This window comes from Streptacidiphilus sp. EB129, assembly GCF_041262645.1.
Lineage (GTDB): Bacteria > Actinomycetota > Actinomycetes > Streptomycetales > Streptomycetaceae > Streptacidiphilus.
In genome coordinates this window covers 51,063-76,954 of sequence record NZ_JBGCCS010000022.1, presented here as the reverse complement: position 1 = coordinate 76,954, position 25,892 = coordinate 51,063, and the positions used below count along the sequence as shown (strand labels likewise).

Sequence of the window (25,892 nt, the reverse complement as noted above, 5' to 3'; positions counted from 1 at the left end):
AGGGGTCGACCTCGACGAGGGCCACCGGTCACAGCTGCCGCAGCTCCACGTCGATGGCCTGCCGCAGCAGTTCGCGGGCGTGCTCCAGCGGCAGGGTGCCGCTGAGCCAGCGCATGCTCAGCCCCTCCAGCAGGGCGGTCAGCCGCTCGGCGGCGGCCGCGTGGGCGGTCGCCGTGCCGAGCGGTCGGGCCCGGCCGAGCAGCTCGGCGGTCGCGTGGACCCAGGTCGTGGTGGCCTTGGCCAGATCCTCGCGCAGCCCCGGCTCGAAGACGGCGCTGGCCCGCAACTCGCCCCAGGCGGTGCTGTTCTCCCGTACCTCGGGGGTGTCCTGGAGTTCCAGGAGCAGCGCTTGTTCGAGATCGGCGCGCGGATCGACGGCGTCGGGATCCCGCTCGGCCGTGTACCGGCGGGCGCGCTCGGTGATGAACTCCAGGGTCCGGCGCAGGATCCCGGCCCGGTCGGTGAAGTGGTAGTAGATCAGCGAGGTCGACACCCCCGCCTCGGCCGACAGTTCTTCCACGCGCAGCCCGCGCACGCCACGCCGCGCGATGACGCGGGTGGCGGCTTTGAGTATCGCTGTTCGACGGTCCGACACAAGCAGACACTCTACTGCGCGACCCAGTAATCCTGATCAATTTTTCAGCATCCCATCGACCTCCCTTCTGGGCTTCCTTCGCTGGGCCCCCTGCCCTGCGGGGACATGGGGGAACTTCTCCCCAGAACCCTTGACTGAATTTTCAGGAAGGGGCAGGATTCCCCGCACCACGCACCTTCCTGAGCACCAAGCAGCCCCACCGACGAACGAACACCTCACGCGAGAAGAGAGTGGCCATGAGCTTCCGTATGCCTGCCGAGTGGACCGAGCACGAGGGCTGCCTGATGGCCTGGCCGACCCGGCCGGACCTGTGGGGCGGGGTCTTCGCCGAGGTCAAGCGGGAGTACGCTGCGGTGGCCCGGGCCATCGCCGGGTTCGAGCCGGTGACCATGGTGGCCCGACCCGGAGCCCGCGACGAGGCCCGCGAGCTCTGCGGGGACGGCGTCGAGGTGGTCGAACTGCCGATCGACGACTCCTGGTTCCGCGATTCCGGGCCGATCGTCGTCCTCGGTGCGGACGGCGAGCGCGCCGGAGTGGACTTCCGCTTCAACGCCTGGGGCGGCAAGCACCACCCCTTCGACGCCGACGACCGGATCAGCGGCCTGCTGCTGGAGCGGCTCGGCCTGCCGCGCATCGGCTCGCCGATGATCCTCGAAGGCGGGGCGATCACCGTCGACGGCGAGGGCACCCTGATCACCACCGAGCAGTGCCTGCTCCACCCCAACCGCAATCCGGGGATGACCAGGGAGCAGATCGAGGGCGAGCTGATGGCCCGACTCGGCGTCACCAAGGTGATCTGGCTGCCCTACGGCGGCCTGGAGGACACCGAGACGGACGGGCACGTCGACGGCGTCTGCGCGTTCGTCGGCCCCGGCCGGGTCCTGGTCTCGCTGCCCGACGACCCCGAGCACCCCGACTTCGAGCGGATGCGCGCCAACCGCGCGGTGCTGGAGGCCGCCACCGACGCCCAGGGACGCCCGCTGGAGATCCTCGATCTGCCGCAGACCGTGTTCACGGAGGTCGACGGTGTGGAGACCGAGGTCGGCTACCTCAACTTCTACGTCGCCAACGGCGGTGTGGTCGTCCCGGTCGCCGACCTGCCCGAGGACGAGGCGGCCCTGGCGGTCATCGCGGACGCCTTCCCCGGCCGCAAGGTCGTCGGCGTGCGCACCCGCGTGGTCGCCTACGGCGGCGGCGGGGTCCACTGCATCACCCAGCAGATCCCCGCCGCCCAGCACGCCGCCGCAGACGCGAGCGCGTAGCCGGCAGCACCCGCGCCCTCGGGGGCGCCGCCCCGCCCCCGATGCGCCAGGGCTTCGCCCGTCCGTCCGTCCGCCCGCCCCGCCCACCCGACCCCGCCTCACCGCGCGTCCGCCCCGTCCGCAGGACCCGCCCGCTTCCCGCGCCACCCCCACTGAGCTCGGAAAGGACACGTCGATGCCGACACTCCCGCCCCGATCCGCCAGACGCAGTGACCCGCGCCGCCGGCTCGCCCTCGCCGCCGCGGCCCTGTCCGCCTTCGGCCTGGTCGCCGTCGCCGGCTGCTCCGGGCCACCGAAGACCGGCCCGGCCGCCGCGGCGGCCTTCACCCTCTCGCCCGGGACGCCCGCCGCCAAGGGCAGCCTGGACTCGTTCACCTGGGCCCTGTACGCCGAACCGCCCACGCTGGACTACATCGCGGCGTTCGACTACCCGCAGAACATGATCCTGTCGAACGTCTGCGAAAGCCTGATGCGCTGGACCCCGCAGCTCACCGAGGTCCCCGGCCTGGCCCAGAAGGTGGAGACGCCGAACCCCACCACCTTCGTCTACGACCTGCGGCCCGGAGTGCACTTCCAGGACGGCGGCGTGATGACGGCCGACGACGTGGTCTACAGCCTCGGCCGGCAGATGAACCCCGCTCTCGGCTCCTCCTGGGTGCAGACCTTCCAGAACGTCAGCTCGATCACCAAGACCGGGCCGCTGCAGGTCACCGTCAAGCTCAGGCAGCCCGACTCCCAGTTCCCGCAGTACATGGCGACCGCGGCCGGCGTGGTGGCCAGCGCGAAGGGTGTCCGGGCCGGGGGCAACAACTACGGCACCGCGGGCAGCCTGGACTGCACCGGTCCCTACCGGCTCGGCATCTGGACCAAGGGCCAGTCCATCGAGCTGGACCGCTTCGACGGCTACTGGGGCACTCCGGCCAAGTCCGCCAAGGTGCTCTTCGACTTCCTCACCGACCCCTCCGCGCTCACCAACGCGCTGCTCACCGGGCAGGCCGACGGCAGCTACCTGATCCCCACCCAGAGCTACGCCGGTCTGAAGTCCAGCGGCGCCGGCACCCTCTACTTCGGTCAGGGCCTGACCACCGTCAACATGAACGTCACCAACCTGAAGGGCGCTCTGGGTGACGTCCGGGTGCGCCGGGCGCTGTCCCTGGCGCTGGACCGCAGCGGCTTCGTCAAGGCCGGACTGGCCGGGGTGGGCAGCGTCAGCAACGCCATCTCGCCGCGCGCCGCCTGGGCCGCCGCGCCCGGCTCCGTCGTCTCCTCCGCCTTCGACGGCCTGCCGCCCACCAGCCAGAACCTCGCCCAGAATCTGGCCACCGCCAAGGAGTTGATCAAGCAGGCCGGTGCGACCGGAAAGACCGTCACCATCGCCACCAGTCCGATCGGCCAGGATGTCTCACTGCTGGCCACCGCCGTCCAGTCGGCGGGCCAGCAGATCGGCCTCAACGTCCAGCTGAAGACGGTCTCCCCGAACGGCTACACGGCGCTGTTCACCGATCCCAAGGCCCGGGCCGGCCTGGACATGTTCCCCGAGACCTACTACCTGTCCATCACCGATCCGATGGACGTCCTCTCCAACTTCCAGACCGGCGGCTACCAGAACGACGCGGGCTTCAGCCTCCCCGCGTACGACCGGCTGGTCCAGCAGGCCGACGCCACCTACGACCCGGCGGCCCGGCTCGCGATCGAGGCCAGGATCCAGCAGCAGGCCGCCGACCAGGTGCTGTGGATCCCGGCCGCCGAGTGGCCGACCTCGGTGTTCCTGAACAAGCGGATCACCGGCGCACCCACCTCCATCGCCTACATGTACTACCCGTGGGCCGCCGACGTGGGGGCCGCGCAGTGACCGTCGCAAGCGGCGGCAGCCCTGCAGCGGCTGCGACCGCCGCAGGTGCCGGGCGCTCCGCGGGCGCCGGATCCTCCGCAGGCGTGGTGGCCTTCGCGCGGTTTGTCGCACGCCGGCTCGCGGAGATGGCGGCGGCCCTGCTCGCCGCCTCCTTCGTGATCTTCGGGGCGCTCTACCTGGCCCCGGGCAACCCTGCCAGCTTCCTGCTCTCGGGCCGCGCCGCCACCCCGGCGGCGCTCGCCGCCATCAACGCCCAGTACCACCTGAACGATCCCTTCGCGGTGCAGTACCTGCGCTGGCTCGGCCAGGTGCTGCACGGGGACTTCGGCCGCTCGATCGAGTACCGCACCCCGGTCTCCCACCTGCTGGCCGCCCGGCTGCCCACCACCCTCCTGCTGGTGGCGATGTCCCTGGTCCTGGTCGTGGTGCTCGGCCTGGTGCTGGGCTGGATCGGCGCGGTACGCGGCGGAGCCGTCGACTCCACGATCCTGGTGGCCACCACCTTCGCCCTGGGCACCCCCTCCTTCGTCGCGGCGATCCTGCTGCAGGGGCTGTTCGCGGTGAAGCTGCACTGGTTCCCCAGCGGCGGCAGCGGCACCGGCCTCGGGCAGATGCTGTGGCACCTGACCCTGCCCTCGGTCGCCCTGGCTCTCTACCTGATCGGGATGCTGGCCCGGGTCACCCGCAGCGCCATGCTCGAATCCCTGAGCCACGACCACGTCACGGTGGCCCGCAGCCGGGGCGTGCCGCAGCGGCAGGTGATCCGCCGTCACGTCTTCCGCAACTCGCTGGGCACCGTCCTCACCATGGGCGGCCTGATCATCTCCACCCTGGTCATCTGCACGGTCCTGGTGGAGACCGCCTTCAGTCTCGACGGCATCGGCCAGTTGCTGGACCTGTCCACGACCACCAAGGACTTCCCGGTCGTGCAGGCCATCTCGCTGATCATCGTCGCGCTGTTCATGGTCGTGAACCTGGTCGTCGACCTGCTCCACCCCCTGGTCGACCCCCGGGTGACCCTCGGCACGAGGAGTACGGCAGCATGACCACCGCACTGATCCGCCGGCCCGGCCTCTCCCGGATCCGCACCACCCGCGCCCCGCTCTACCTGACCTGCCTGGGCTTCATCTCCCTGGTCACGCTGCTGGCCCTGCTCGCCCCCTGGCTCGCCCCACACGACCCCAACGGCGTCGATCTGGGCAACGCGCTGGCGGGACCCTCCGGCAGCCACCTGCTGGGAGTCGACGCGTCCGGACGCGACACCCTGTCCCGCCTGATCACCGGCGCCCGCACCTCACTGCTCGGCCCGCTCGGCGTGGTGGTCTTCTCCACCCTGGCCGGAGTCGCCGTGGGCGCGGCCGCCGGCTGGCGCGGCGGCTGGCTGGACTCGGTGCTGTCGCGCAGCACCGAGCTGGTCTTCGCCTTCCCCGGCCTGCTGCTCGCCCTGATGATCGTCTCCATCTACGGCGAGGGACTCGTCGCGCCGGTCCTCGCCCTGGCCGTCGCCTACCTCCCCTATGTCAGCCGGCTCACCCGCTCGCTGGTGCTGGCCGAACGCGAACGCCCCTACGTCGCCGCCTACCGGGTCCAGGGCCACTCCGGGGTGCAGATCTGCCTGCGCCACGTGCTGCCCAACATCGCCCCGGTGGTCCTGGCGCAGTCCACCATCAACTTCGGCTACGCCCTGATCGACCTGGCCGGCCTGTCCTTCCTCGGCCTCGGCGTCCCGGCGCTGACACCCGACTGGGGGCGCATGGTCTTCGACGGCGAGTCCGCCATCCAGTCCGGCTACCCCCTGTCCGCGGTCCTGCCCTGCGCGGCGATCGTGCTGACCGTCGTCGCCTTCAACGTCGTCGGCGAACGCTGGGCCGACCAGGTCGCCCGGAGGGACCGTTGAACACACTCGAGATCCAGGGTCTGCGCCTGCGCCTGCCCCGTACCGCCCGACCCGTCCTCGACGGCGTCGACCTGACCGTCGCCGCCCGCGAGACCGTGGCCCTGGTCGGCGAGTCGGGCTCCGGCAAGACCCTCACCTCGCGCACCGTGCTCAGCCTGCTCCCGCCGGGAGCCGTCACTGAGGGGACGGTACGGGTCGCCGGTGACGACGTGCTGACCATGACGCCGGACCAGCTGCGCCGACTGCGCTCGGGCACCGCCGCCATGGTGTTCCAGGACCCGCGCGCCTCCATCAACCCGCTGCGCCGGGTCGGTGACTTCCTCACCGAGGGCCTCCGGCTGGGAGCGGGTGTCGCCAAGGCCGAGGCCACCGCACGCGCGGCCGAGATGCTCGCGTCCGTCGGGCTGACCAGCGCCGCGCTGCGGCAGTACCCGGGGCAGCTGTCCGGGGGCATGCTGCAACGCGTCATGATCGCCGCCGCGCTGATGGGCGACCCCGCGCTGATCCTGGCCGACGAGCCCACCACGGCCCTGGACGTCACCACCCAGGCCGAGGTGGTCGCGCTCCTGGGCGACCTGCGCGAACGCTTCGGCACCGGCCTGCTCTTCGTCACCCACGACCTGGGCCTGGCCGCGGCCATCAGCGACCGCGTCTACGTCATGTACGCGGGACGGATCGCCGAGACCGGCCCGGCCGAAGCCCTTTTCGCCCGCCCCCGCCACCCCTACACCGCCGCGCTGCTCGCCTCCACCCCGCGACTGGACGCGGCCCGGGGCCGCCTCGCCGCCATCGACGGCCAACCACCGGACCTGCACGAGGAACTGACTGGCTGTCCGTTCGCCCCGCGCTGCCGGCACGCCACCGACGTCTGCCGCGAGACGGCACCCCAGCAGTTGCCCGTCCCGGGCGAGCCGGCGCACCTGGTCTCCTGCCACCACAGCGACCAGCTCGAAGACCGTCACCAGTTCGAAGGGAGCACCGCCGATGAGTGACCCGAAGGCACACGAGCGGACTGGCCGCGACGCGCCGGGCCGTCCCGTCCTGGAGGTCACCGGCCTGCACCGGGCCTACGGCACCGTTCGGGCGGTCGACGATGTCTCCTTCTCCCTGGCCGCAGGCGCGTCGCTGGGCATCGTCGGGGAGTCCGGATCCGGCAAGACCACCACCGCCCGGATCATCGTCGGCCTGGAGCGCGCCGACAGCGGGCGGGTGCGGATCAACGGCCGTGACCGTACCGGGCACCGGCGCGGCCGGAACGAGCGGCTGGCCAGGGCCAAGGATGTGCAGATGGTGTTCCAGGACCCGTTCCTGTCGCTCGACCCCAGGATCAGCGTGGCCACCGCGCTACGCGAACCGCTCGCCCTGCACTTCCCCGGCCGGGACCACGCCGCCCGCGTCGCCGAACTCCTCGACCAGGTCGGCCTGGGACGGCGGCTGGCCGAGTCGCTGCCCCGGCAGCTCTCCGGCGGGCAGCGCCAACGCGTCGCCATCGCCCGGGCGCTGGCCGTCGAACCCGCCGTCCTGGTCCTGGACGAGGCGGTGGCCGCCCTCGACGTGTCCGTACAGGCGCAGATCCTCAACCTGCTCGCCGACATCCGCGAACAGACCGGCGTCGGCTACCTGTTCATCACCCATGACCTGGGCGTGGTGGCCTGCGTCACCGACGAGGTGGTGGTCATGCGCGAGGGCCGGATCGTCGAAGCCGGCCCCACCACCCGCGTCCTGGCCGCCCCCCAGCACCCCTACACCCGCCTGCTCCTGGAATCCGTCCCCCGCCCCGGCTGGAACCCCCACCACATAGCCGCCACCCGCCGCGCGCTGTGACCTGGCGGGGGCATATCCGAGGCTGCTGGAGATCGTTAATTCCAGGACGGGAATATCCGCATTGCGGCATGGACGGGCTCAGATGCGACCCGTAGCGTCGTGTGCGCGGTCGGGAAGCGCCCGGCAGGTCAAGGGGGTTGACGATGGCGGGGAAGGTCGGACTTACGCGGCTCACCGGCTCAGGAGACGGCTCGGGGGAGGGCTCCGGTCCCTGCGGGGCGGATGACTGTCCCAACGTCGATGCCACGGAGCACGGCACGTTCGTCGTTCAGGGCGCCGTGTTCAACGGATTCCGTCCGCCGGACGGCGAGGGACTCGTGGAGATCCCGGAGGCGGTTCCGAAGGAGGAAATTCGTGCGCTTGGATGGTAGCCGGTGGCGGGAGTTCTTCGACGGAATGCAACGGGATGCGTTTCGCCTGGAGACCCTTCCTGTCTATCGCGTCCCGCAAGAGGAGGAGGCCATCCGGAGATTCCGGGCGGGCCGGCCGATCGCCGAAGCGGATACCGCGACCTGGACTGCTCGGCTCAGGATGTTCGCAGAGTCCGGGAGGGTCGTCCGGCGTGTCCACGTGCTCTCCCGGCCGCTGACGGAGTACCTGGAATTCGAGTTCGAGCACTACCGCCACAATGTAGCTGCGGGCGAGGACGTTCGCATTCTTGATATCACGAACCGCGAGAATCCAGGGTTGCCGGATCAGGACTTCTGGATGTTCGACGACGAGCGGGTGGTCCTCATGAACTATGAGCCGGACGGCACGCAGATCGACCGCCGGATTCATGAGGGGGATCCGGAGCCTTATGGGCACTGGAAGCGCCTTGCCCTGGAAGAGTCGGTGCCGTTCCTGGACTACGTGAAAGACCACGGGTGACCTTCGATCCTGAACAGCTGGGACAGTCCCGGACTGATCTGGCGGAAATGCTCAGAGCACTACGCAAGCGGGCCGGTCTCACAGGGGACCGGCTCGCTCGACGTTGTGCCATGAGTCAGAGCAAAATCAGCAAAATTGAGACCGGCAGGATCACGCCCGGCATGCAGCCGACCAGGCGGCTCAAGCGGTAAATTCGCGTGCGGGCTGGGGGGTTCGGTGGTGGACTCGGGGGCATGTCGAATGCCACGCCTCCGCTGCCCCATCGGTGGGATCTGGTGCGGCCGGACCGGCTGGGGAGCCTGCTGGACGATGTGGACGCGCCCGGGCTGGGGTGGCTGGACGAGTTGACCGAGTGCGGGGCGCGGGTGCTCGCTCGCTCGGGCAACGGCGACCTGTGCTTTGTGGGCAGGTCGGCGGACAACCTCTTCGACCTGCTCAGCGGCGCGCTGGCGGGGACGTCCTGGCAGGAGCGGCCGGTGCGGCTGCCGCTGTCGTGTACCGTCCCGCCCGGTGAGCTGTCCGCGCGGGAGCGGCGACGGCTGCGGGAGCACCTGGCCGCCGTCGGGCTGGAGCCACGGGCGCTGGCCCGGCGCAGCCGCCCGGTGACGCTGGTGGACCTGGTCTGGGCGGGCAGGACGTTCACCACCCTGCACACCGTGCTGCGCGGTTGGGTGGACGAGACGCGGGAGCCGTGGCCGGTGGTCCGGCTCAAGCTGCGCTACCTCGGTGTCACCTCGCGCGAGAGGACCAGCCCGAAGACCTACCGCTGGCGACAGCACCGCCCCTGGACCAGGGACCTGCCGGCCGGCAGCGTCAGCAGCATCTCGATCCACCCCTGGCTGTGGAACGTGCTCGGCAACGCCCAGGCCAAGACGGCTCCCAGCTTCCCGCCCAGGGAGTGGCACCAGGAAGGCGTGACGTCACCCGCGCGGCGGCTGGACCACCGCCAGGCCCTGGCGCAGGCGGTCGCCCTGGTCGCCGTCGGACGGACCCCGGCCGTCCGCGACCGGATGGTGCGCACCATGGCTGCGGAGCCCGCTGTCGACCAGCCCTGGCTGCGCAGCCTGATGCACGAACTCCGTGCAGCGCCTGGCAGCCAGGCGCGCCGCCAGGCCTGAACGGGGGCGCGCCGCCGCCCGCCGGTGCGGCGGGAGGCGGAGAGCGGCCGACGGGACGCCGAGGCGCGGCCGGGTCAGTGCGGGATGCCGGCGATCAGCTCGTGCGCGCCCTGCCGCAGCAGCGTCGCCGCGACGCTGGTGCCCAGCGCCATGGCGTTGCGGTCCCACTCGTGGGCGTCCAGGCAGACCTTGCCGTCCGGGGAGAAGACCCGGGCGCGCAGCGACAGCCGGCCGTCGGGCTCGGTGCCCGCGTAGGCGCTGATCGGCGAGTTGCAGTGGCCCTGCAGGACATGCAGCAGCATCCGTTCGGCCGTGGTCTGCCGAAAGGCTTCCGGATCGTTCAGCGGCTGGACGGCCTCGATCACCCGCTGGTCGTCGCTGCGGCACTGCAGCACCAGCGTGCCGGAGCCGACGGCGGGCATCATCCGCTCGACGTCGAGGATCTGTGTGATCCGGTCGCTCCGGCCGATCCGCTCCAGCCCGGAGACGGCGAGCAGCAGCGCGTCGTACTCGCCGGCGTCCAGCTTGGCCAGGCGGGTGTTGGCGTTGCCCCGGCACGGCACCGGTTCGAGATGCGGCCAGTGCCGGGCGAGATGGGCGACGCGCCGCACCGAACTGGTGCCGATCCGTGCGCCGACCGGCAGTTGGTCGAGGGTCAGCCCGCCCGGATGGACCAGCGCGTCGCGGATGTCGTCCCGCGCCAGGTACGCGGCGAAGGCGGTACCGGCCGGGACGGGACGGTCGCCGGGGACGTCCTTGACGCAGTGCACGGCAAGGTCCCAGGCACCGCTGAGCAGGCCGTCGTCGAGCTCCTTGGTGAACGCGCCCTTGCCGCCCAGCGCGGACAGCGCCCCGGCCCAGCGATCGCCGGACGTGGTCACCGGAACGACCTCGGTGGGCGTGTCGCCGAGCAGCGCGCGGACGCGCTCCACCTGGGCGAGGGACATGGGGGAGCTGCGGGCGCCGATTCGGATCAGGCGGGGGTCGGACATGGCGTTCAGACTACCCGTCAGATCCGATCGGCGTGACCGCCGCCCACCCCCTGCCGCCACCGTCCGTCGCCGGACCACTTCGTGCCGTGATGGCGCCGTCCTGGGACAGTTCCGTACCGTCGTTCGACAGCTCCCCGCCCTCAGTCGTCAGCCGGCAGCTCCGTGCCGTCACGGTGACGCGGGCGGCTGCAGGCTGTGGGCCGGCCGGCTGGTCAGGGCGCGGCGGGGTGTTGCAGGACCTGGCCGAGCTGCGCGAGCGCCGCCGCCGCCCCGGCCTGCGCCGCCGCCTGGACCTCAGCCGCGGTGAGGGAGCCGTTCTTCGCCAGGGCCGCCACCGCCGCGGACAGGGCCGCGATCTGCGCGGTCTGCGCCGTCAGCAGCGAGTCGGCCAGCTTCGCCCCGTTCAGAAGCTCCGCGACCGAAGGCACATAGCCGTCGGCCAGCTTCGCGAGGGGCACCTTGGTGTCGAGCAGTACTTGGGCGTCGGCAGGGGTGAACGGCACGTCGGCCTCCGAGAACGAGAGCGCCCAGTCACGGAGCGCCTGAGTGGTGGACAGATGACAGAAGTCACGGTCGACGCCGGAAGCGCTGTACTGGTGGAACAGCCACGGGGCCTGGATCCCGGGCTGGCCGGCGGGCAGCCCGGCGGTGGCGATCCAGAGGAAGTCGCCGTAGTAGCCGGTGGTGTCGACGGTCCGCCAGTAGTCCGTGTCGCAGTACAGGCCCACCGGGTTGTGCGGCAGTCGGGACTTCACGTACCGCAGCCAGGCCTCCTTGTAGGCGGCCTGGTCATGCTTCGACACCGCCGAGTTGGCGGTGTCGTAACCCTCCCAGTCCAGGATCGCGAGGTCGCCCGGCTCCCAGGCCACCTGGGAGAGGAAGTAGTTCCCCTCGGCCTGGACGCCGTTGCCCATGTCCGGGTAGTGGTAGCCGCCCCAGACCAGCCCGGCGGCCTTCGCGTGGTCGCGCTGGGCGGTCCAGCGCGGGTTGACGTAGCTGACGCCCTGCGTGACCTTCACGAACGCGAAGGCGAGCCCGCTCGTGTCCGGCGTGTCCGACTGGTACGAGGCCCAGTCCTGGCCCCAGATCCCCATGCACGTACCGTCTTTCGACTGGTCGACCGGGGCGGTGCCGCCCCTTCCAGGCTAGCGACTCACCAGGGGCGGCGGACATGTCGAGGGCACGCTGAGCACGGCGTCCTGGTGCGGGACGGGAGTTGGGTCAGCTGTTGGTGGGACTCGGGGTCGGGGTCGCGGCGGACTTGGCCTTCATCTTGGCGATCTGCGCGGCGGACGGGGCGAAGATCCGGGTCGCGTCGTTCGCGGTGCCCGACTGCTTCCCGAGGACCTCGACGGTGTCACCGTTCGCCAGGACCGACTCGTTGATCTTCTTGCCGTCGCGGGTGACCTTGGTCGAGGAGTCCGTGGTCCAGGTCCAGCTGGTGCCGTCGGCGCTCTTGACGGTGAGGGTGGCGCCGGACACCGAGGTGACCTGTCCGCGCTGCCACTCGCGGGTGACGTACTGACCGGTCACACCGTTCTTGACGGTGGCCTGGCCATGGATGCCGCGAGGTGTCCGCAGGTGCCGGTGGGCGGCCTGGTGGGCTGCGGTGGCCGAGGGCGAGGCGCTCGGCGTCGCGGTCGTACCGGAGGCGGCGTACGCCGTCGCACCGCCGACGGCGACCCCGCCGGCCAGGACGAGGGAGGCGACGGCGATGCCGCGCCGGCGCAGGGGCAGGGTGCGCATGATGATCTCCGAGGGTCACGGTGGTCGGCGTTGTACCGATTACCTGCGGAGCGTAGGGCCCGATTTTGTGGAAACGTTGTGGCGCGGCGGGCGGGGACGCGGGGCGCGGTTCGACCCCCGTCAGCTGGGGCCGGTGAGGCCCCCGCGCTGTCGAACCGCGCTCCCGCTGGTCTTGAGAGTACGGAGCGGGGGTCGGCCGGGCGAGCGAATTTACGAGTGCCTGCGGCCGGCCGGAAAGGCGTGAGGTGCGCGCCCGCCAGGGGTGCGCACCTCAGCTGTGGAGCGGTGCGGCCGTGAGGCCGTCGGGTTGCGGCCCAGCGGTCTCAGTTGTGGCCGAACTTCTTCTGCTTCTTGTGCGACATGGGCTCCGTGTCCAGCGGCATCTGCATGGGCGAGTGCTCCGCCTGCATGTCCATGGACATGGCCTTGTCCTGACGCCCACCGGCACCGTGCTCGGTGGAGCTCATGGCCTTGTGCTTGCCGCGGCCGCGGTTCTTGACCTTCGTCATGATCCAGTCTCCTGCATGGTCTAGGACACCGCACCCACGACCGGTGGGTGCTCACCCCACCGTCCCAGCACGCAAGTCTCCCCGCATCTCGAAGAGTTACCGAGAGTGACAGAGCGTGGCGGCCTCCAGGGGGTGGCGCGCTTGACGCATGCATGTCATAGTTAACGAGCGCGCTCCCCCCGGACAAGCGCAAGGCGTCCCGCAACCCTGTGATTGCGGGGCGCCTCTTGTCATCCTGGCAAACACCGCATGCCGCCGTCGAATCGGGACGGCTACGAAGCGGTTCTGGCGGAGCGGAAGTTGAGAGTACGTCAGGTGTGCGGGGGTTGACCGCGCTCGGTGCCGGCCGCAGGCCGTGGTCCGCCGGCGTGGCGGACGTCCCATGTGAGCTGGACGACAGTCCCCGCTGCGGGCGGGATCCGGCCCTTACCGTGTACGGATGTCCGCCTCACCCGACGACGCCGCGCCGCGCGATCCGCTGTCCGGGCTCGTGGCCGCGTACACCCCGCGTTTCGCGGAGTTCGCGTTCGAGCCCGGGTTCCTGGCCGCCGTCGACCAGCATGTCGCCGCCGTGCGCGAGCGGCTGCATGCCAGCGGGCCGGAGCTGGAGCTCCGGCCCGTGGACCGTGAGGCGCTGGCTGACTACGCGCTCGGCTTCACCGACGTGCTCGCCGAGAACGGCTGGTGCGAGCCGGTGGGGCAGGACTTCGCCGTGTGCCGGCTGACCGCGATCTGCTGGCTGGTGCACCGGCACCAACTCCTCGCGGCCTGACCCCAGGGCGCGTTGCGCGCCCCGTCGATGTGTCGTCGCGCCCCCTGGAGCTGTCTGGACCGTGCCCCGTGCGTCGGCTGGCTGGGAACGGTGACGCGCGCCGGTCGGGGGCTGGGCCGCGACCGGCGCGCGTCGTCCGGGGGCCGACCGGCACCGCGCGCGTGGGTGCCGGGTCGGGGGTGGAGCGGGGTTATCGCTCCCACTCGTCCGTGGTGCCAGAGGTGCCCGTGGTGCCTGCGGTGCCCGTGGTGGGGAGGGTCGGCTTCGCCGGCTGGCCCTCCATCGCGTCGGCGCGTCCGGCCTGGTAGGCGTCCAGGCTGCCACGGGCGTTGGCGGTCTCGCGCTCGGCCGCGTCCAGCCAGCGCTCCCAGCGCTGGCGCATCGGAATGATCATCCCGCCGCCGACGCCGACCACCGCGATGCCCGTCATGGTCGCCAGGATCGCGATCAGGACCGGCTGCGAGACCGAGGTGGCGATCCCCGCCTGGCCCAGTGCCGCGATCACGCCCAGGGCCACGATGAACGCCCAGGCGATGGTGGCGAGCGTGCGTCCGTAGGAGGTGCTGGTCAGCGCGCTGCCGACGATGCCGCGCACCGCGTTGGCGATCGCCATGGCGACGATGATGATCACGATGGCGACCAGGCCCTTGGGCAGCCAGGAAACGATGCTGTTGATCATCGTGCTGATCGGGTTGGCGCCGAACACACCCAGGGCCAGTTGCAGCGCCATCAGCAGGATCACGTAGTAGATGATCTTGCTGATGATCCCGGTGCCGTCATAGCCCGAGCCCCGGAGCATCCGGGACACCCCGGCGCGTTCCGAGAGCTTCTCCGAGCCGACCCTTCGGAGCAGCCGGTCCAGCACCCGGGCGATCAGCCGGGCCACGAACCAGCCGATGGCCAGGATCGCCAGGAAGGCCAGGAACTGCGGGATGAACGTGGCGACCTTGGACCAGGCATTCGAAAAGCCCTGGCCGAAGTTCACGGAGAGAGCGAGCTGCTGTGCCATGGGGCGGACCTCCACTCGACGGGCCCGCACAGTCTGATCGCGCGCGGACGAGACCCCTCCATATGGGTCTGTTCTGTGGATACCAGTCGGTGCGCCGACCCGCCGCCGCAGTACGCCGAGTGGGTGAAACCGGGCGGTCTTGCGGTCGGCCGCCGCGGCGCGGTATCAACACCCATAGCTGACGGATCGTCAGCTATGACCGTGCCCCGCTCCGACGCCGCGCAGGGAGTCCGCCGCCATGCCCGAACCGCAGGACGCCCGTTCCGCCGCGCCGTCGGCACTGGTCGAGGCCGTGCTGGCCCAGCGGGGGCGGACCGGCAGGGGGCTGGTCGGGACGGGCTTCGACCACAGCCACGACCAGGTCTTCCGCGGCGCCTGCGCCCGCGCCGCGCTGCTCGCGGACGCACTGGCCGGGGCACTGGCCGGAACACTGGCCGACGCGCGGGTCGGAGCACTCGCCGCAGGCCCGGCCGGGGCCCCGGCGGCCGAGCCGCATGTCGGCTTGCTGCTGGACAACACCCCCGAGTACGTCCTGTGGCTGCAGGCCTGCGCCCTCGCCGGGGCCACGGCGGTCGGGATCAACCCCACCCGGCGCGGCCTCGACCTGCTCCGCGACATCCGGCACACCGACTGCGCCCTGGTCGTCGCCGAGCGGAGCCGGCTCCCGCTGCTGGACGGACTGGAGCTGCCGGTCCCGGTCCTGGACAGCGACTCCGCGCACTATGCCGCGCTGCTGGCCCGCTACGACGGTGCGGAGCCACCGTCTCGGCTGCCGGCCCAGGACACCAGGATGCTGCTCACCTTCACCTCCGGTTCCACCGGCGCGCCCAAGGCGGTCATCTGCAGCCAGCGGCGGCTCGCCCGGGCCGGGGACAAGCTGCGCGAGCAGTTCCGGCTCACCGCCGACGACACCGGCTACGCCTGCATGCCGCTGTTCCACGGCAACGCCACCATGGCGCTCTGGGCCCCGATGCTGCTGGCGGGCGGGGCCATAGCGCTGCGCAGCCGCTTCTCCGCCTCCGGCTTCCTGGACGACGTCCGGGACTACCGGGCGGGCTACTTCACCTATGTCGGCCGCGCCGTCTCCTATGTGCTGGCCACCGCGCCGCGCCCGGACGACGCGGACAGCCCGCTCCGGCTGGGCTTCGGCACCGAGGCGGGGGCGGTGGACGCGGCCCGCTTCGAGCGGCGCTTCGGCTGCTCGCTGGTCGAGGGCTACGGCTCCTCCGAGGGCGGGTGCAGCCTGAAGCAGGACCCGGCGGCCCCGCCCGGCGCGGTGGGCCGGACCGGCTCCGGACCCGACGACGACCTCGCGGTGGTCGACCCGGCCACCGGCGCCGAGTGCCCCCGCTCCCGCTTCGACGCCACCGGGCGGCTGCTCAACGGCGCCGAGGCCATCGGCGAGCTGGTGAACCGCACCGAGCGGGCCGGCTTCGAGGGCTACTGGCGCAACCCGGAGGCGGGCGCCGCCCGGGTCCGGCGGGGCTGGTACTGGACCGGGGACCTCTTCCACCGCGACCAGGAGGGCTGGTTCCGCTTCGCCGGGCGCAGCGCCGACTGGCTCCGGGTGGACAGTGAGAACCTGTCGGTCGCCGACATCGAGAACATCCTCGGTCGCTGGGAGGCGGCGGAGGCCGTCGCGGTGTACGCGGTGCCGGATCCGGTGGCGGGGGACCAGGTGATGGCCGCCGTCCAACTGCGGGACGGGCAGCGGGAACATGACGAGGTGACGCTCGCCGGCGCGCTGCGCGCCTTCCTGGCGGTGCAGCCGGACCTCGGCACCAAGATGCCGCCGCGGTTCGTGCGCTTCGTCGCCGCGATGCCGGCGACGGCGAGCCACAAGACCGCAAAGTCCGGTCTGCGGCAGGAGCGTTGGCTGGCCCCGGCGGGTGAGCTGGTGCTCTGGCGCCCGCACGCCGGCCTCGACTACCGACCCCTGACGCCCGGGGACGTCGCCGCGCTGCACGCGTCCTTCGCCGAGCACGGCCGGACCGCGCTGCTGGAGCAGGGCGGATGAGGTCACGGAATCCGGCTCGACCGTACGGAGTTCCCTTCCGTGCGGGATGACGGGCTGCCAGACTCTGACGCGTGCCCGAACTCGACATGCTGGTGATCGGATCCGGCCCGGGCGGCCAGAAGGCCGCCATCGCCGCGGCCAAGCTGGGCCGCCGGGTCGCTGTCGTCGACCGTCCCGACCGCGTCGGTGGAGTCTCCATCCACACCGGCACCATCCCGTCCAAGACCCTGCGTGAGGCGGTGCTCTACCTCACCGGGCTGACCCAGCGCGACCTCTACGGCCAGAGTTACCGGCTCAAGGACGAGATCACGGTGGCCGACCTGACCGCCCGCACCGAGCATGTGGTGAGCCGTGAAGTCGATGTGATCCGCAGTCAGCTCTCCCGCAACCATGTCGCGCTGCTGGCCGGGACCGGCCGGTTCGTCGACGACCACACCGTCGCGGTCCGCGATGTGACGGGTCAGGACCGGATGCTGACGGCCGAGCACATCGTCATCGCCACCGGCACCCGGCCGGCCCGGCCGGACCTGGTGGAGTTCGACGAGCGCACCATCCTGGACTCGGACAACGTGATCAACCTGGAGCGGGTCCCGCGCTCCATGGTCATCGTCGGCGCCGGGGTGATCGGCATGGAGTACGCGTCCATGTTCGCGGCCCTGGGCAGCAAGGTGACCGTGGTCGAGCAGCGCGAGAGGATGCTGGACTTCTGCGACGTCGAGGTGATCGAGTCGCTCAAGTACCACCTGCGCGACCTGGCGGTGACCTTCCGCTTCGGCGAGAAGGTGGCCGCGGTCGAGCGCCACCCGCGCGGGACGATCACCGTCCTGGAGAGCGGGAAGCGCATCCCCGCCGACGCGGTGATGTACTCGGCGGGACGCCAGGGGCTGACCGACGAGCTGGACCTCGGCAAGGCCGGCCTGACCGCCGACAGCCGGGGCCGGATCGCCGTCGACGCGCACTACCGCACCGCGGTCCCGCACATCTACGCGGTGGGCGACGTGATCGGCTTCCCGGCGCTGGCCGCGACCTCGATGGAACAGGGGCGGGTCGCCGCGTACCACGCCTGCGGCGAGCCGGTGCACCCGATGCCGGAGCTGCAGCCGATCGGCATCTACACCATCCCGGAGATCAGCTTCGTCGGCCGTACCGAGGACCAGCTGACCGAGCAGCGCGTGCCCTTCGAGGTGGGCGTGGCCCGCTACCGGGAGCTGGCCCGTGGGCAGATCATCGGCGACGCCCACGGTGTGCTGAAGCTGCTGGTCAGCCCGGAGGACCGGCGGCTGCTGGGAGTGCACTGCTTCGGCACGGGGGCCACCGAGCTGATCCACATCGGCCAGGCGGTGATGGGGTCCGGCGGCACCGTCGACTACCTGGTCGACGCGGTGTTCAACTACCCGACCCTGGCCGAGTCCTACAAGGTCGCCGCGCTCGACGCGACCAACAAGATCCGCCAGATCGAGCAGCTCCGGGACTGACCCCCGCGGCTGCGCCCCGGTGGCGGGCCGCAGTCGCACACGCAGACGGTATAAAGGCCGTATGAGCAGCAGGAAGCCGCCGGCCTCGGGGTCGGTCACCCTGGAGGACGTGGCCCGGGTCGCCGGAGTGTCCCGGGCCACCGTCTCGCGCGTCATCAACGGCAGTACGACGGTGGACCCGGCCATGCGCGTGCTGGTCGAGAACGCGGTCGCCGCCACCGACTACGTACCCAACCGGGCCGCGCGTTCGCTGGTCACCCGGCGCACCGACTCGATCGCGCTGGTGGTCTCCGAGGCCGAGCAGCGCGAGGTGGCGGACCCGTTCCTCGGCCGGGTGTTCACCGACCCGTTCTTCGGACGGGTCGTCACCGGCGTGATGGAGGCGATCCGTCCGCGCGGCGTGCAGCTGGTGCTGATGCTGGTGGACGACGCCGCCTCGCGCGCCGGCCTGGTCGGCTACCTGCGGCAGGGCCACGTCGACGGCGTGGTGCTGATCTGCGGCCACGCCGCCGACCCGTTGCCGGGGATGCTCGCGGACTCCCGGGTACCGGCGGTGCTGTCCGGGCGGCCGGGACAGCCCACGCCGATCACCTTCGTCGAGGCGGACCAGCGGGCGGGCGCGGTGCTGGCGGTGGACCATCTGGTCGCCACCGGGCGCCGCCGGATCGCCACTCTCGCAGGCCCGTTGGACATGCCGTCGGCGCAGGAGCGGCTGGCCGGCTTCCGCGAGGCGCTGGCCGGGCACGGCCTGGCCGAGGCCGGGATGGTCGAGGGGGACTTCACCCAGGCGGGCGGCGCGGCGGCGATGCGGGCGCTGCTGGAGCAGGCACCGGGCTTCGACGCGGTCTTCGTCGGTTCGGACCTGATGGCGCTGGGCGCGCTGCCGGTGCTGGGCCGGGCCGGACTGCGGGTGCCGGAGGACGTCGCGCTGGTGGGCTTCGACGACAGCAGCGCGGCGCTGGCCTGCGACCCGCCGCTGACCACGGTGCGCCAGCCGCTGGAGGAGATGGCGGCACGGATGGCGCAGCTGCTGCTGCGGCAGATCACCGAGCCGGGGGAGACCCAGGAGTCGGTGCTGTTCCGGCCGACCCTGGTGCTGCGGGAGTCCGCCTGAGCGGGCGGGTGGTTCCGGAGCCCGTGGAGCCATGGCGGCGGCGGGTGCCGTAGGTTCTGGCGCATGGATATGTTCGACAAGCAGGACACTCCGAGCACCGACGCGCGGCTGGCCGCGATCGAGGAGAAGCTCGACGCGATCATGGCGCACCTCGGGCTGACGGGCTCCCAGCCCCCGGTGGCGAGCTGGGGGCCGCCTGATGCCTCGGCCATGCCCGAGGTGATGGAGTGGATCACGCGGGGCAAGCTGATCATGGCCATCAAGCGGTACCGGGAGATCACCGGCTCGGGGCTGAGGGACGCGAAGGAGGCGGTGGACCTGGCGGCCGGGGCGTACCGCCGGTCCATCCGCTGACGGCTGCGGCGAGCCGGTCAGGTCGTGGCCGGGCGGAGCCGCAGGCCCTGCATGCCGCCGTCGACGGCGAGTGCGGTGCCGGTGACCGAGGCGGCTGCCGGGCCGGCCAGGTAGACGATGGCGGCGGCGACCTCGTCCGCGCCGACGAGGCGGCCCATGGGCTGCCGGGCGTTCAGCGCGGCCCGCTCGGCCTCCGGGTCGGGGGCGACGTCGAGCAGCCGACCGACCCACGGGGTGTCCGTCGTACCGGGGTTGACGCAGTTGACCCGGATGCCCTCGCGGACGTGGTCGGCGGCCATGGCCAGGGTCAGTGCGAGCACCGCGCCCTTGCTCGCCGAGTACAGCGCGCGCTGCGGAAGCCCGGCGGTGGCGGCGACGGAGCAGGTGTTGACGATGGCGGCGTGCCGGGAGCGGCGCAGGCTGGGCAGCGCGGCCCGGGTGACCCGGACCAGGCCCAGGACGTTGACGTCCAGCACCCGGTGCCACTCCTCGTCGGGGTTGTCCGCGACCGTCCCGGCCGCGCCGATACCGGCGTTGTTGACCAGGATGTCCAGGCCGCCCAGCGCCTCGACGGCGGCGTCGACGGCCGCGCGTACCGAGGCGTCGTCGGCGACGTCGGCCTTGAAGCCGCGCAGCGGGGCCCCGACCGTCTCGCCGGCCAGGTCCAGCACGGCGACGTCCGCGCCACGGGCGGCCAGCAGCAGGGCGGTGGCGCGGCCGATGCCGGAGGCGCCGCCGGTGACCACGGCGCGCAGTCCGGCCAGCTCGCCGGCGCCGCCGGGGCGGTGGCGGTCGTCGCCGGTCGGGGCGTTGGGGCCGGCCGGGGCGTCGGGGGTGTCGTGGGGGTGGGGAGAACCGGGGGAGCGGGGGGAAGCGCCAGGGGTGCTGGAAGCGGTCATGGGGTGGCCTCCGGGGTGCGGGTGCGAGCAGTCTGCTGGGCCGCCGCGCCCTGGGCAAGGGCGTCTGCGGCCCAGAAGGCGCCGGTCGGGTAGGTGTAGCGGGCGATGGACCCGGGCCACATCTCGGCGGAGAATCCGGGCGCGGACGGGGCCAGGTAGTGGCCCCGCTCCAGCCGTACCGGCTGCACGAAGTGCTGGTGCAGGTGGTCGACGTACTCGATGACCCGGTCCTCGGTGGTCCCGGACAGCGCGACGTAGTCGAACATCGACAGGTGCTGCACCAGTTCGCACAGCCCCACGCCGCCCGCGTGCGGGCACACCGGGACGCCGAACTTCGCGGCCAGCAGCAGGATCGCCAGGTTCTCGTTGACCCCGGCGACCCGGGCGGCGTCCAGTTGCAGCACGTCGATGGCACCGGCCTGCAGCAACTGCTTGAAGACGATGCGGTTCTGCACGTGCTCGCCGGTGGCGACCCTGACCGGGGCGATCCCGGCCCGGATCGCGGCATGGCCGAGGACGTCGTCGGGGCTGGTGGGCTCCTCGACCCAGTACGGGTCGAACTCGGCCAGGGCCTTGGTCCAGTGCACCGCCTCCTCGACGCCCCAGCGCTGGTTGGCGTCCACGGCCATCCGCACGTCGGGTCCGACGGCGGCACGGGCGGTGCGGCAACGCCGGATGTCGTCGGCGAGGTCGGCGCCGACCTTCAGCTTGATCTGGGTGAAACCGTCGGCGACGGCCTGCCGGGCGAGCCGGGTCAGCTTCTCGTCGGAGTAGCCGAGCCAGCCGGGGGAGGTGGTGTAGCCGGGGTAGCCCTCGGCCCGCAGCCGTTCGGTCCGCCCGGCCCGTCCGGGGACGGCCTGCCGCAGCATCGCCAGCGCCTGATCCGGCGTCAGCACGTCCTCCAGGTACCGGAAGTCGACCTGGCCGACCAGCCACTCGGGTTCCGCGTCGGCGAGGAACTGCCACAGCGGCTTGCCCGCCCGCTTCGCCGCCAGGTCCCACACGGCGTTGACGACGGCCCCGATGGCCATGTGCATCACGCCCTTCTCCGGCCCCAGCCAGCGGAGTTGGCTGTCGCCGACGAGGTCGCGGGAGAGCGAGCCCGGGTCGGCGCAGAGGGCCCGCAGGTCCCGGCCGACGATGTGCGGGCGCAGTGCCTGGATCGCGGCCACCAGCACGTCGTTGCCCCGCCCGATGGTGAAGCTGAAACCGTGGCCCTCGGCGCCGCCGGGGTCGTCGGTGCGCAGCACCAGGTAGGCCGCGGAGTAGTCCGGGTCGGGGTTCATCGCATCGGAGCCGTCCAGCTCTCGGGAGGTGGGGAAGCGGATGTCGTAGGTGTCGACCCCGGTGATGCGCGTGGTCGCGTCGGACAAGGGAGTTCCTCTCACCAGCTGAGGCAGATGGCCAACCCAAAGGTCGGAGGGCTGGTCTGGCTGGGGAGTTTACGGATGGTCAGCCAGCCGCGCAAGAAATTCATCGGATGTGTGGTCCGTGGCGGAATTGGGATTGTGCAATCCCTTGTCAGTGCAGGCAAGACCGTCGTAACGTCCTGATCGCCAGGGGCCGGTCCTGGGAGACCTACGGGTGGCGGCGGGGCCTGCCACCCCGCCGGAAGGGTGACAGTGCGCCTCCGTACTGCCTCCGACTCTCAGATACATCGGATGTCAACTGCTCGGATGTCCACTGCGTAGTACCTGAATCCCGGGAGATGTGAAGGTCATGAACCGCAGCACCGCACGTACCACCGCCGCCACGGCCGTCACGCTGCTTCTGGTGACCGGCCTGGCCGCCTGCAACCGCGGCAGCACCACCGCCACCGGGACCGCCGCCGCCAAGCCGCCGATCGGCATCGATCTGCCGCGCTCCGACTCGGACTTCTGGAACTCCTACGCCCAGTACCTCAAGTCCGACGTGACCGCCGACGGCGTCAACGAACTCCCGGTCAGCAACTCGCAGAACGACGTCACCAAGCTGGTGGCCAACGTCCAGGTCTTCGAGAACACCGGCGCCAAGGCCATCGTGATGGCCCCTCAGGACACCGGCGCGATCGCCTCCACCCTGGACGCCCTGGCGGCCAGGAACATCCCGGTGGTCAGCGTCGACACCAGGCCCGACAAGGGCAAGGTCTACATGGTGGTCCGCGCCGACAACCGCGCCTACGGCACCAAGGCCTGCCAGTTCCTGGGCGCGCAGCTCAAGGGCAAGGGCAAGGTCGCCGAGTTCGAGGGGGACCTGACCTCGATCAACGGCCGGGACCGCTCCGAGGCCTTCGCCGACTGCATGAAGACCAACTTCCCCGGTATCCAGGTCTTCCCGCTGGTCACCGACTGGAAGGGCGACGTCGCCTCCAGCAAGCTGGCCACCACGCTGGCCCAGAACCCCGACCTCAACGGCCTCTACATGCAGGCCGGCGGCGTCTTCCTGCAGCCCACCCTGGCGCTTCTGCAGCAGAAGGGGCTGCTCAAGCCGGCCGGGACGCCCGGCCACATCACCATCATCTCCAACGACGGCATCCCGCAGGAGTTCGACGCGATCCGCAAGGGCCAGATCGACGCCACCATCTCGCAGCCGGCCGACCTCTACGCCAAGTACGCGCTGTACTACGCCGAGGCGGCGGTCGCGGGCAAGACCTTCCAGCCGGGCCCGACCGACCACAACTCCACCATCATCGCCATCCCCAACGGCCTGGAGGACCAACTGCCCGCGCCCCTGGTGACCAAGGCCAACGTGGACGACACCACACTGTGGGGCAACACCGTCTCCAAGTAGTCGAGGCAGCCGACCGAGGTCCGGGCCTGATCCGCCCGGACGCACCTGAGAGGACCAACGGCCGTGGCCGACACGCCAACCAGCCCGACCGACCCGGTACCCGTGGTCGAGGCCCACGGGATCTCCAAGCGCTTCGGCACCACCGTCGCCCTGAGCGACGCGCGGATCGCCGTCGCGCCGGGGGAGTCGCATGCCCTGGTCGGCCGCAACGGGGCGGGCAAGTCCACGCTCGTCTCGATCCTCACCGGCATGCAGCGGGCCGACAGCGGCACCCTGCGCTTCGGCGGGCAGCCCGCACCCGCCGTCGGGGACCAGGCCGCCTGGCGCAGCCGGGTCGCCTGCGTCTACCAGCGCTCCACCGCGATCCCGGATCTGACGGTCGCCGAGAACCTCTTCGTGAACCGGCAGGGCGGCAGCGCCTTCCGCCCGATCCGCTGGAAGCAGCTGCGTGCCCGGGCCGCCGAACTGCTGGCCGAGTACGGGGTCGAGGTCGACCCAGGCCTTCGGGCGAAGGAACTGACGGTGGAGCAGCGGCAGTTCGTCGAGATCGCCAAGGCGCTGTCCTTCGGCGCCCGGTTCGTCATCCTGGACGAGCCCACCGCCAAGCTCGACGCGCGCGGCATCGAGCGGCTCTTCGCCAAGCTCCGCGAGCTGCAACGCTCGGGCGTGGCCTTTCTGTTCATCTCGCACCACCTCGCCGAGGTGTACGAGCTCTGCAGCAGCGTCACCGTCTACCGGGACGCCCGGCACATCCTCACCGCGCCGGTCGCCGAACTCGGCCACGCGGCGCTGGTCGAGGCGATGACCGGGGAGTCGGGCCGTGCTCCGGCGGCCGCGTCCTCCGCCGTGACGCCCGCCGCGTCCTCGGCCGCTGCGTCCGTGCCAGGGGAGGATCTGCTGACCGTCGACGGCCTGCACCTCCCGGGCGCGTACCAGGAGTTGTCGCTGACGGTCCGGGCGGGCGAGGTGCTGGGGCTGGCCGGGGCCACCGCCAGCGGCAACGTCCAGGTCGGCGAGACGCTGGCCGGGCTGCACCGCCCGGCCGGCGGTACGGTCGCCGTCGACGGACGCGCGGTCAGGCCCGGCTCGGTCCCGGCGGCGCTGGCCGCCGGCGTCGGCCTGGTACCCGAGGACCGGCATCTGCAGGGGCTGGTCGTGGGCCGCAGCGTCGCCGAGAACGCCACCCTCACCGTCACCGACCAGCTCGGCCCGTACGGGACGGTACTGCCGTCGCGTATCGCCGCCTTCGCCGGACGCATGATCGCGGACCTGGACATCCGCACCCCGGGTCCGGCCACCATCGTCGGCGCGCTGTCCGGCGGCAACCAGCAGAAGGTCGTCGTCGCGCGGGCGCTGGCCACCGACCCGCGGCTGCTGGTCGCGATCCGGCCGACGAACGGCGTGGACGTCAGGTCCAAGGAGTTCCTCCTGGAGCGCATCCGCCGGCATGCCCGGGACGGCCGGGCCGCGCTGGTCGTCTCCGACGAGCTCGACGACCTGCGCAGCTGCGACCGGGTCCTGGCGATGTTCCACGGCCGGGTCGTCGGCGAGTTCGCCCCCGGCTGGACGGACGAGCAGCTCGTCGCCGCGATGGAGGGACTCACCAGCGCGGACCCCGACCCCGTCCGCACCCCCGCCGAAGCCCAGGACCAGCGATGAAGAGGGAATCCATGCCATCCGTCAGTGACACCGGGACCGCCGACACCGCGACGGCCGCCGTACCGCCGGACACCGCCCTGTCGGCCGGCGACGGGGCGGCGGGCGCCGCGCGGCGCCGCCGGTTCGAGCTGCAGCGCTACCGGGACCTGTCGCTGGTCCCGGTGCTGCTGGTGCTCGGGGTGATCGGCTTCATCGTCTCGCCGGCCTTCCTGACCACGACCAACCTGGTCAACGTCGCCCAGCAGTCGACCGAACTCAGCCTGCTGGTGCTGGCCGAGGCGCTGATCCTGATCTGCGGCCGGATGGACCTCTCGCTGGAGTCCACCATCGGCGTCGCCCCGGTCGTCGCCGTCTGGCTGGTCCTGCCCACCTCCGGCGGACGCTTCAACGGTCTTGGCCTGTTCCCCGGCTGGGCCGCGATCCCGCTCTGCCTGCTGGTCGGCGCGGTCATCGGCGGGTTCAACGGCTTCCTGATCCTGAAGCTGCGGCTCAACGGATTCATCGTCACCCTCGGCGGGCTCACCATGCTGAGGGGGCTTCAGGTCGCGCTGTCCCAGGGCCAGTCGATCGTGAACGTGCCCAGCTCCTTCACCTACCTGGGCAGCGCCTCGTGGTTCGGCGCCCCGGCGGCGGTGTGGATCTGCGTGCTGCTGTTCGCGGTCGGCGGCTGCGCGCTGGCCTGGCTGCGGCACGGCCGCGCGCTCTACGCCATCGGCGGCAACCCCGAGGCCGCGCGCACCGCGGGGATCCGGGTGGACCGGATCACCTGGATCGTGCTGATCCTCGGCGGCACGCTCGCCGCCTTCGCCGGGATCCTCTACACCGGTCACTACGGCTCGATCTCCGCCGACCAGGGCAGCGGCTGGATCTTCCAGGTCTTCGCCGCCACCGTCATCGGCGGGGTCAGCCTGAACGGCGGCCGCGGCACGCTCTTCGGCGCGCTGACGGGGGTGCTGACGCTTCAGCTCGTCGTCAACGTGATGACCCTGGCGGGGGTCCCGCCGCTGTGGAACCAGTGCCTGAACGGGGCGATCATCATCATCGCGCTGATCATCTCCCGGTTCACCTCCGGCGAGCGGCAGGAGTGAGGCAGGCGCGGGGCTCTGTGCTGCCAACCCCCTACGAAGGTGCATGGTTGGCAGCGCGTGCAGTTGATCAA

The 25,892-nt window shown here is 71.7% G+C and carries 25 protein-coding genes; 17 read left to right on the top strand and 8 right to left on the bottom strand.

Annotation, left to right across the window (positions count from 1 at the left end):
- Nucleotides 1-28: 28 nt before the first annotated feature.
- Nucleotides 29-595 (bottom strand): TetR/AcrR family transcriptional regulator, encoded by a 567-nt coding sequence (locus tag ABH925_RS24930; RefSeq protein ID WP_370151110.1) that lies wholly within the window; start codon nucleotides 593-595, stop codon nucleotides 29-31.
- 236 nt (nucleotides 596-831) lie between these two features.
- Here ABH925_RS24930 and ABH925_RS24925 point away from each other — a divergent pair, with 236 nt between their 5' ends.
- The 9 genes from ABH925_RS24925 (at nucleotide 832) to ABH925_RS24885 (ending at nucleotide 9,418) form a co-directional block, all read left to right on the top strand.
- A complete protein-coding gene (locus ABH925_RS24925) occupies nucleotides 832-1,857 on the top strand; it encodes an agmatine/peptidylarginine deiminase (protein ID WP_370151109.1) in 1,026 nt (341 codons plus the stop codon).
- 175 nt (nucleotides 1,858-2,032) lie between these two features.
- Entirely contained in the window at nucleotides 2,033-3,709 is a 1,677-nt protein-coding gene (locus ABH925_RS24920; RefSeq protein ID WP_370151108.1) for an ABC transporter substrate-binding protein, read from the top strand.
- An 86-nt stretch (nucleotides 3,710-3,795) separates the two neighbouring features.
- Nucleotides 3,796-4,755 carry an ABC transporter permease gene (locus tag ABH925_RS24915; protein WP_370151158.1) on the top strand — a complete coding sequence of 320 codons (960 nt, stop codon included), beginning with the start codon at nucleotides 3,796-3,798 and terminating at the stop codon, nucleotides 4,753-4,755.
- Nucleotides 4,752-5,606 carry an ABC transporter permease gene (locus ABH925_RS24910; RefSeq protein ID WP_370151107.1) on the top strand — a complete coding sequence of 285 codons (855 nt, stop codon included), beginning with the start codon at nucleotides 4,752-4,754 and terminating at the stop codon, nucleotides 5,604-5,606. Before ABH925_RS24915 ends, ABH925_RS24910 begins: the two co-directional genes overlap by 4 nt.
- A complete protein-coding gene (locus ABH925_RS24905) occupies nucleotides 5,603-6,598 on the top strand; it encodes an ABC transporter ATP-binding protein (protein ID WP_370151106.1) in 996 nt (331 codons plus the stop codon). The genes ABH925_RS24910 and ABH925_RS24905 overlap by 4 nt, the downstream gene beginning before the upstream one ends.
- Nucleotides 6,591-7,430, top strand: coding sequence for an ABC transporter ATP-binding protein (locus ABH925_RS24900; RefSeq protein WP_370151105.1), 840 nt, complete (start codon nucleotides 6,591-6,593; stop codon nucleotides 7,428-7,430). The genes ABH925_RS24905 and ABH925_RS24900 overlap by 8 nt, the downstream gene beginning before the upstream one ends.
- A 354-nt stretch (nucleotides 7,431-7,784) precedes the next feature.
- Nucleotides 7,785-8,300, top strand: a complete 516-nt coding sequence (locus ABH925_RS24895; RefSeq protein ID WP_370151104.1) for a DUF6879 family protein — start codon at nucleotides 7,785-7,787, stop codon at nucleotides 8,298-8,300.
- 47 nt (nucleotides 8,301-8,347) lie between these two features.
- Nucleotides 8,348-8,491 carry a helix-turn-helix domain-containing protein gene (locus ABH925_RS24890; RefSeq protein ID WP_370151157.1) on the top strand — a complete coding sequence of 48 codons (144 nt, stop codon included), beginning with the start codon at nucleotides 8,348-8,350 and terminating at the stop codon, nucleotides 8,489-8,491.
- A 42-nt stretch (nucleotides 8,492-8,533) separates the two neighbouring features.
- Nucleotides 8,534-9,418: a hypothetical protein gene (locus ABH925_RS24885; RefSeq protein ID WP_370151102.1), complete on the top strand. Its 885-nt coding sequence runs from the start codon at nucleotides 8,534-8,536 to the stop codon at nucleotides 9,416-9,418.
- Nucleotides 9,419-9,492: 74 nt separating this feature from the next.
- On the opposite strand, the gene hemC is transcribed toward ABH925_RS24885, so the two are convergent.
- From hemC to ABH925_RS24865, 4 genes are all read right to left on the bottom strand, one after another.
- Entirely contained in the window at nucleotides 9,493-10,410 is a 918-nt protein-coding gene (gene hemC / locus ABH925_RS24880) for a hydroxymethylbilane synthase (protein WP_370151101.1), read from the bottom strand.
- A gap of 212 nt (nucleotides 10,411-10,622) precedes the next feature.
- Nucleotides 10,623-11,504: a glycoside hydrolase family 25 protein gene (locus ABH925_RS24875; protein ID WP_370151100.1), complete on the bottom strand. Its 882-nt coding sequence runs from the start codon at nucleotides 11,502-11,504 to the stop codon at nucleotides 10,623-10,625.
- 127 nt (nucleotides 11,505-11,631) lie between these two features.
- Entirely contained in the window at nucleotides 11,632-12,156 is a 525-nt protein-coding gene (locus ABH925_RS24870) for a DUF5666 domain-containing protein (RefSeq protein ID WP_370151099.1), read from the bottom strand.
- A gap of 323 nt (nucleotides 12,157-12,479) precedes the next feature.
- Nucleotides 12,480-12,665 carry a hypothetical protein gene (locus ABH925_RS24865; protein WP_370151098.1) on the bottom strand — a complete coding sequence of 62 codons (186 nt, stop codon included), beginning with the start codon at nucleotides 12,663-12,665 and terminating at the stop codon, nucleotides 12,480-12,482.
- A gap of 439 nt (nucleotides 12,666-13,104) precedes the next feature.
- Here ABH925_RS24865 and ABH925_RS24860 point away from each other — a divergent pair, with 439 nt between their 5' ends.
- Nucleotides 13,105-13,437, top strand: coding sequence for a DUF6401 family natural product biosynthesis protein (locus ABH925_RS24860; protein ID WP_370151097.1), 333 nt, complete (start codon nucleotides 13,105-13,107; stop codon nucleotides 13,435-13,437).
- A 190-nt stretch (nucleotides 13,438-13,627) separates the two neighbouring features.
- On the opposite strand, the gene ABH925_RS24855 is transcribed toward ABH925_RS24860, so the two are convergent.
- Nucleotides 13,628-14,446: a hypothetical protein gene (locus tag ABH925_RS24855; protein WP_370151096.1), complete on the bottom strand. Its 819-nt coding sequence runs from the start codon at nucleotides 14,444-14,446 to the stop codon at nucleotides 13,628-13,630.
- Between the two features lie 238 nt (nucleotides 14,447-14,684).
- Between ABH925_RS24855 and ABH925_RS24850 the strand changes: the two genes are divergently transcribed.
- From ABH925_RS24850 to ABH925_RS24835, 4 genes are all read left to right on the top strand, one after another.
- Nucleotides 14,685-16,463 carry an AMP-binding protein gene (locus ABH925_RS24850; RefSeq protein WP_370151095.1) on the top strand — a complete coding sequence of 593 codons (1,779 nt, stop codon included), beginning with the start codon at nucleotides 14,685-14,687 and terminating at the stop codon, nucleotides 16,461-16,463.
- Nucleotides 16,464-16,534: 71 nt separating this feature from the next.
- Complete coding sequence (gene sthA, locus ABH925_RS24845; RefSeq protein ID WP_370151094.1) at nucleotides 16,535-17,938, top strand: Si-specific NAD(P)(+) transhydrogenase; 1,404 nt, start codon at nucleotides 16,535-16,537, stop codon at nucleotides 17,936-17,938.
- A gap of 61 nt (nucleotides 17,939-17,999) precedes the next feature.
- Nucleotides 18,000-19,052, top strand: a complete 1,053-nt coding sequence (locus ABH925_RS24840; RefSeq protein WP_370151093.1) for a LacI family DNA-binding transcriptional regulator — start codon at nucleotides 18,000-18,002, stop codon at nucleotides 19,050-19,052.
- Between the two features lie 63 nt (nucleotides 19,053-19,115).
- The gene (locus ABH925_RS24835; protein ID WP_370151092.1) at nucleotides 19,116-19,406 is read left to right on the top strand and encodes a hypothetical protein; all 291 of its coding nucleotides are present in this window, start codon (nucleotides 19,116-19,118) and stop codon (nucleotides 19,404-19,406) included.
- Nucleotides 19,407-19,423: 17 nt separating this feature from the next.
- Here the strand turns inward: ABH925_RS24835 and ABH925_RS24830 are convergent, their stop codons facing one another.
- Nucleotides 19,424-20,161 (bottom strand): SDR family NAD(P)-dependent oxidoreductase, encoded by a 738-nt coding sequence (locus tag ABH925_RS24830; protein ID WP_370151156.1) that lies wholly within the window; start codon nucleotides 20,159-20,161, stop codon nucleotides 19,424-19,426.
- 140 nt (nucleotides 20,162-20,301) lie between these two features.
- Nucleotides 20,302-21,678 (bottom strand): L-fuconate dehydratase, encoded by a 1,377-nt coding sequence (locus tag ABH925_RS24825; protein WP_370151091.1) that lies wholly within the window; start codon nucleotides 21,676-21,678, stop codon nucleotides 20,302-20,304.
- A 346-nt stretch (nucleotides 21,679-22,024) separates the two neighbouring features.
- Between ABH925_RS24825 and ABH925_RS24820 the strand changes: the two genes are divergently transcribed.
- From ABH925_RS24820 to ABH925_RS24810, 3 genes are all read left to right on the top strand, one after another.
- Entirely contained in the window at nucleotides 22,025-23,074 is a 1,050-nt protein-coding gene (locus ABH925_RS24820) for a sugar ABC transporter substrate-binding protein (protein ID WP_370151090.1), read from the top strand.
- Nucleotides 23,075-23,137: 63 nt separating this feature from the next.
- Nucleotides 23,138-24,733: a sugar ABC transporter ATP-binding protein gene (locus ABH925_RS24815; protein ID WP_370151089.1), complete on the top strand. Its 1,596-nt coding sequence runs from the start codon at nucleotides 23,138-23,140 to the stop codon at nucleotides 24,731-24,733.
- 11 nt (nucleotides 24,734-24,744) lie between these two features.
- On the top strand, nucleotides 24,745-25,821 hold the full coding sequence (locus ABH925_RS24810; RefSeq protein ID WP_370151088.1) for an ABC transporter permease: 1,077 nt from the start codon (nucleotides 24,745-24,747) through the stop codon (nucleotides 25,819-25,821).
- Nucleotides 25,822-25,892 lie beyond the last annotated feature (71 nt).

Excerpts from the sequence above, each read along its gene's own strand:
- ABH925_RS24875 (WP_370151100.1), bottom strand. The coding sequence starts at position 11,504 with ATGGGGATCTGGGGCCAGGACTGGGCCTCGTACCAGTCGGACACGCCG.
- ABH925_RS24925 (WP_370151109.1), top strand. The coding sequence starts at position 832 with ATGAGCTTCCGTATGCCTGCCGAGTGGACCGAGCACGAGGGCTGCCTG.
- ABH925_RS24920 (WP_370151108.1), top strand. The coding sequence starts at position 2,033 with ATGCCGACACTCCCGCCCCGATCCGCCAGACGCAGTGACCCGCGCCGC.
- ABH925_RS24835 (WP_370151092.1), top strand. The coding sequence starts at position 19,116 with ATGGATATGTTCGACAAGCAGGACACTCCGAGCACCGACGCGCGGCTG.
- ABH925_RS24810 (WP_370151088.1), top strand. The coding sequence starts at position 24,745 with ATGCCATCCGTCAGTGACACCGGGACCGCCGACACCGCGACGGCCGCC.
- ABH925_RS24870 (WP_370151099.1), bottom strand. The coding sequence starts at position 12,156 with ATGCGCACCCTGCCCCTGCGCCGGCGCGGCATCGCCGTCGCCTCCCTC.
- ABH925_RS24860 (WP_370151097.1), top strand. The coding sequence starts at position 13,105 with ATGTCCGCCTCACCCGACGACGCCGCGCCGCGCGATCCGCTGTCCGGG.
- ABH925_RS24865 (WP_370151098.1), bottom strand. The coding sequence starts at position 12,665 with ATGACGAAGGTCAAGAACCGCGGCCGCGGCAAGCACAAGGCCATGAGC.
- ABH925_RS24890 (WP_370151157.1), top strand. The coding sequence starts at position 8,348 with ATGCTCAGAGCACTACGCAAGCGGGCCGGTCTCACAGGGGACCGGCTC.
- hemC (WP_370151101.1), bottom strand. The coding sequence starts at position 10,410 with ATGTCCGACCCCCGCCTGATCCGAATCGGCGCCCGCAGCTCCCCCATG.
- ABH925_RS24855 (WP_370151096.1), bottom strand. The coding sequence starts at position 14,446 with ATGGCACAGCAGCTCGCTCTCTCCGTGAACTTCGGCCAGGGCTTTTCG.
- ABH925_RS24900 (WP_370151105.1), top strand. The coding sequence starts at position 6,591 with ATGAGTGACCCGAAGGCACACGAGCGGACTGGCCGCGACGCGCCGGGC.
- ABH925_RS24910 (WP_370151107.1), top strand. The coding sequence starts at position 4,752 with ATGACCACCGCACTGATCCGCCGGCCCGGCCTCTCCCGGATCCGCACC.
- ABH925_RS24820 (WP_370151090.1), top strand. The coding sequence starts at position 22,025 with ATGAACCGCAGCACCGCACGTACCACCGCCGCCACGGCCGTCACGCTG.
- ABH925_RS24850 (WP_370151095.1), top strand. The coding sequence starts at position 14,685 with ATGCCCGAACCGCAGGACGCCCGTTCCGCCGCGCCGTCGGCACTGGTC.
- ABH925_RS24840 (WP_370151093.1), top strand. The coding sequence starts at position 18,000 with ATGAGCAGCAGGAAGCCGCCGGCCTCGGGGTCGGTCACCCTGGAGGAC.
- ABH925_RS24885 (WP_370151102.1), top strand. The coding sequence starts at position 8,534 with ATGTCGAATGCCACGCCTCCGCTGCCCCATCGGTGGGATCTGGTGCGG.